Origin of the sequence: Pseudomonas sp. SG-MS2, assembly GCF_009933855.1 — a bacterium.
Classification (GTDB): domain Bacteria; phylum Pseudomonadota; class Gammaproteobacteria; order Pseudomonadales; family Pseudomonadaceae; genus Aquipseudomonas; species Aquipseudomonas putida_E.
This window is the reverse complement of sequence record NZ_MOMO01000048.1, coordinates 1-3,331: the sequence shown is the minus strand read 5'-3', so window position 1 is coordinate 3,331 and position 3,331 is coordinate 1. Positions and strand designations below refer to the sequence as shown.

5 protein-coding genes and 1 pseudogene are annotated in these 3,331 nt (G+C 61.8%); 3 read left to right on the top strand and 3 right to left on the bottom strand.

Annotated features, from left to right (window positions below):
- Both BLX42_RS03600 and BLX42_RS03595 read left to right on the top strand, forming a co-directional pair.
- Nucleotides 1-205: EamA family transporter (locus BLX42_RS03600; RefSeq protein WP_161871164.1), on the top strand; the 205-nt coding region annotated here is incomplete at its 5' end.
- A gap of 25 nt (nt 206-230) precedes the next feature.
- A complete protein-coding gene (locus BLX42_RS03595) occupies nt 231-617 on the top strand; it encodes an MAPEG family protein (protein ID WP_012312435.1) in 387 nt (128 codons plus the stop codon).
- A 49-nt stretch (nt 618-666) separates the two neighbouring features.
- Here BLX42_RS03595 and BLX42_RS03590 read toward each other — a convergent pair whose 3' ends face one another.
- The gene (locus tag BLX42_RS03590) at nt 667-1,818 is read right to left on the bottom strand and encodes a murein transglycosylase A (RefSeq protein ID WP_046785041.1); all 1,152 of its coding nucleotides are present in this window, start codon (nt 1,816-1,818) and stop codon (nt 667-669) included.
- 115 nt (nt 1,819-1,933) lie between these two features.
- Here BLX42_RS03590 and BLX42_RS03585 point away from each other — a divergent pair, with 115 nt between their 5' ends.
- Nucleotides 1,934-2,380: a cytochrome c gene (locus tag BLX42_RS03585; RefSeq protein WP_046785042.1), complete on the top strand. Its 447-nt coding sequence runs from the start codon at nt 1,934-1,936 to the stop codon at nt 2,378-2,380.
- Nucleotides 2,381-2,472: 92 nt separating this feature from the next.
- Here the strand turns inward: BLX42_RS03585 and BLX42_RS03580 are convergent, their stop codons facing one another.
- Nucleotides 2,473-2,868, bottom strand: a complete 396-nt coding sequence (locus BLX42_RS03580; RefSeq protein ID WP_046785043.1) for a DUF1090 domain-containing protein — start codon at nt 2,866-2,868, stop codon at nt 2,473-2,475.
- Between the two features lie 132 nt (nt 2,869-3,000).
- A pseudogene (locus BLX42_RS03575) lies at nt 3,001-3,331 on the bottom strand (DNA ligase B); the annotation flags it as partial.

Sequence of the window (3,331 nt, the reverse complement as noted above, 5' to 3'; positions counted from 1 at the left end):
AGTGGGCTTTTGCGTGTTGTTCAGCTACGCGCTGGTATTGTGGGCCATGCATCTGGGTTCGGTGGCCGAGGCGGCGGCCTTGCGCGAGCTGAGCGTCATTCTGGTGGTACTGCTGGGCATGCGCTACCTCAAAGAACCTTTTGGCGGCCCGAGACTCCTAGCTTGCGGGCTGGTACTGGCAGGCATGCTGGTGATGAAGCTCTAACCTAACGACTGAAGGAGTCCTGTCCATGACCGTTGCCCTGTGGTGCATCCTGATCGCATTGTTCCTGCCGCCGCTGTGCGCCTTGATCGCCAAGGTGAGCAGTGGCCGTTTCGGCTTGAAGGACAATCACGACCCACGCGCCTTCCTCGACACATTATCGGGTCTGCCACGGCGTGCCCATGCCGCCCAGCAGAACAGCTATGAAGCGTTTCCGGCATTTGCCGCGGCGGTGCTGGTGGCCGATATCGTGGGCAATGCCGAGCAGGTGACGCAGGACGTGCTGGGGGTCTTGTACATCACCAGTCGGCTGCTTTACATCATCTGCTATCTGGCGGACTGGGCGGCTTTGCGCTCGCTGGTGTGGTTCGCCGGGGTGGCCCTGATCGTGTCGTTCTTCGTCGTTTCGGCCTGAAGCCTGGCTGCCCTCCTCGCGTGTGAGCCGCGAGGAGAGCAGCAGCCAGTCAAAGGACTTTGGGTACTTCAGGCAGTGGCTTGCCCTTTGGCCATAGCATCCAGATCTGCCCCTGTTGCTTCATGTTCCCCGCCAGTTCGCCGGCCTCAGGCCCGGTGCCCCAGAACAGGTCCGCACGCACTTCGCCGGTAATCGCGCCACCCGTATCCTGAGCGCCCACCGGCCGAACCACCGGTGTGCCGTCCGGGCGCGTGGTGGACAGCCAAAGCAGGCTGCCCAATGGAATGACCTTGCGATCGATGGCCACGCTGTAGCCTGCGGTAAGCGGCACATTCAGCGAGCCGCGCGGGCCTTCGTTGCTGTCAGGGCGGGTGCTGAAGAATACATAGCTGGGGTTGCTCGCCAGCAATTCAGGCACACGCTGCGGATTGGCCTGAGCCCAGGCATGGATGGCGCCCATGCTCACGTCTTCCTTCTTCAACTGGCCCTGCTCGATCAGCCAGCGACCTATCGGCCGGTACGGGTGGCCGTTCTGGTCGGCGTAGCCCAGGCGCAATTGACGGCCATCTTCCAGCTTTACCCGGCCTGACCCCTGGATCTGCAGAAACTGCAGGTCCATCGGGTCGGTCAACCACGCCAGTACCGGGGCCTTCACGCCGTCCCGGTAGATCACCTCGGCGGTGTCATAGGGCTTGAGCACGCGGCCGTCGAGGCGGCCTCGCAGGCGCTTGCCCTTCAGTTCCGGGTAAACGCTGGCCAGGTCGACCACGATCATGTCATCGGGGATGCCATACACCGGTACATTGGCCGCTTCGGTGCGTGTCAGGCTGCCGGGGTAGACCGGTTCGTAGTAGCCGGTGATCAGGCCATTGGCGTTGTTCTCGGCCGAGCGCAGGCCATAGACCTGCAATTGCGCTTGCAGGAACGTGCGCACCTGGGGCGCCTCCAGGGCAATCGGCTGTGCTGCTTCGCACGTGGCGGCCCACACCGGATCACGCTTGAGCTTTTCACAGCCAGTGCGCCAGGCGTTGAAACCCGCGACCAGGTCGCTGTCGCTGACGCTGGGCAGGTCGGCCCAAGCTGCAGGGGTGTAAGTAGCGACGGCGTGGGGTTCGGGCTTGGCGTTTTCGCCGCCGTTGCAGCCGGCCAGCAAGGCCAGGGCCGGCAGCGCCCAGGCGAGATGGCGCAGAGCAGATTTCATGGTTGAATCCTTGGAGGGCAGCAGCGGATGGCTGCCCATAGTGTTCGTAAGGGTATTGGTCTTTGCATGGCAGGCGAGGATACTGGTGGCCCTTTCCTCTGCCAATGTGACTGTGATGTTCAAATGTTTCACCGCCATACTGCTGATCAGCCTGTCCCTGGTGGCCTGCGACCGTGTCGATCCTAACTCACCCTTGGGGCAGCGCAAGGCGATCTTCAAGCAGATGCTCAAGACCAGCGAGGACATGGGTGGCATGCTGCGCGGGCGGTTGCCGTTCGATGGGGCTAAGTTTGCCGAGGGTGCGGTGAAACTCGATAGCCTGGCCCATGCGCCCTGGCAGCATTTTCCGCAGGTAAAGGATGATGGCGACAGCAGTGCGCGGCCCGAGGTCTGGGAGCGTCAGGCGCGCTTTCATGACTTGGCGCAAGCGTTGGAAGGGGTGACAGGCGAGTTGCTGGCGGTGACACGCAAGCAGCCACTGGACGCGGCGATGCTCAAGGCGCCTATGGACAAGGTCGAGGCAGCGTGCAAGGCCTGCCATACAGAGTTTCGCAACCACTGAGGCATGGTCGACCAGAGGCCTGCAGGGCCACTGGTCGAGTGCCGGGCCGGTGTCCCGGCAAGCCCTGTAGGCCGTAGGCTAGTTGCCAGCCTTCAGCGCTCCAGGTCTTCGACAGCTTCCTGCAACTCCTTTTTCGCCTCGGCAAGTTTGTCTTTGCGCTTGTTGATGCGCTCCGGGTCGCCCTTCTTCATGGCCTTGTCCAGGTCCTTGGTGCGCTGGTTGACCTCGTGGCGCGCCTCGAGCACCTTCTGTTCGCGCTCTTTGCGCAAGCCGGCATCGGTGCAGTTCGCATCGACTTCGCTCAGCGCTTTTTCCAGGCCGGCCTGTTGGTTGCTGTTGTTGTGGGCCTTGGCCTGTTCGATCTGTTCAACAATCGCTTGGCGCTTGGCTGCGCAACCGGTGAGCGCGGGTTGTTCTTTGGCGGGCTGGGCGGCGTTAGCTGAAAAAGCCAGCGTTGCCAGCACTAAAAGGGTGGAAATACGTTTCATGAAAAGCCTCTTGAACGGGGCGGGGCAGCAGAAAGTGGGGAAATCCTGCCTTGGTTTTACCGATTTATAAACCCTTGGCAGGTTTTTCCAGGCTCAGATTCGGAAATCCCCTTACAGGTCTTTGCGCATTCGCTAGTGGGATTTGGCCTCTTCAGCCATGTGAAAACCGTCGACGCCATTGTTCCCCAGATGTGTTGCAATGCGCTGGATTTCTCCCTGGGCGAAGAAGTCTGCGAGCTGCCTGGCGCGTGTTTCACCGATGCCGGGCAAGGCTTGCCATTCGCTGGGGGAACGGCTGGCAAGCGCCGGCCAATACTCATGCTCAGGCACGTTGCCGTGGGCAGGCACGCCAAGGCCTCTCAGCCAATGGGCGAAAGGCCTGGAGCGGGCGATGTCGAAACCGCGTTGCAGCCGCATGGCTTTGACTTCACTGATGCCCGGCACTTGTTGCAGTTGCTGGGCA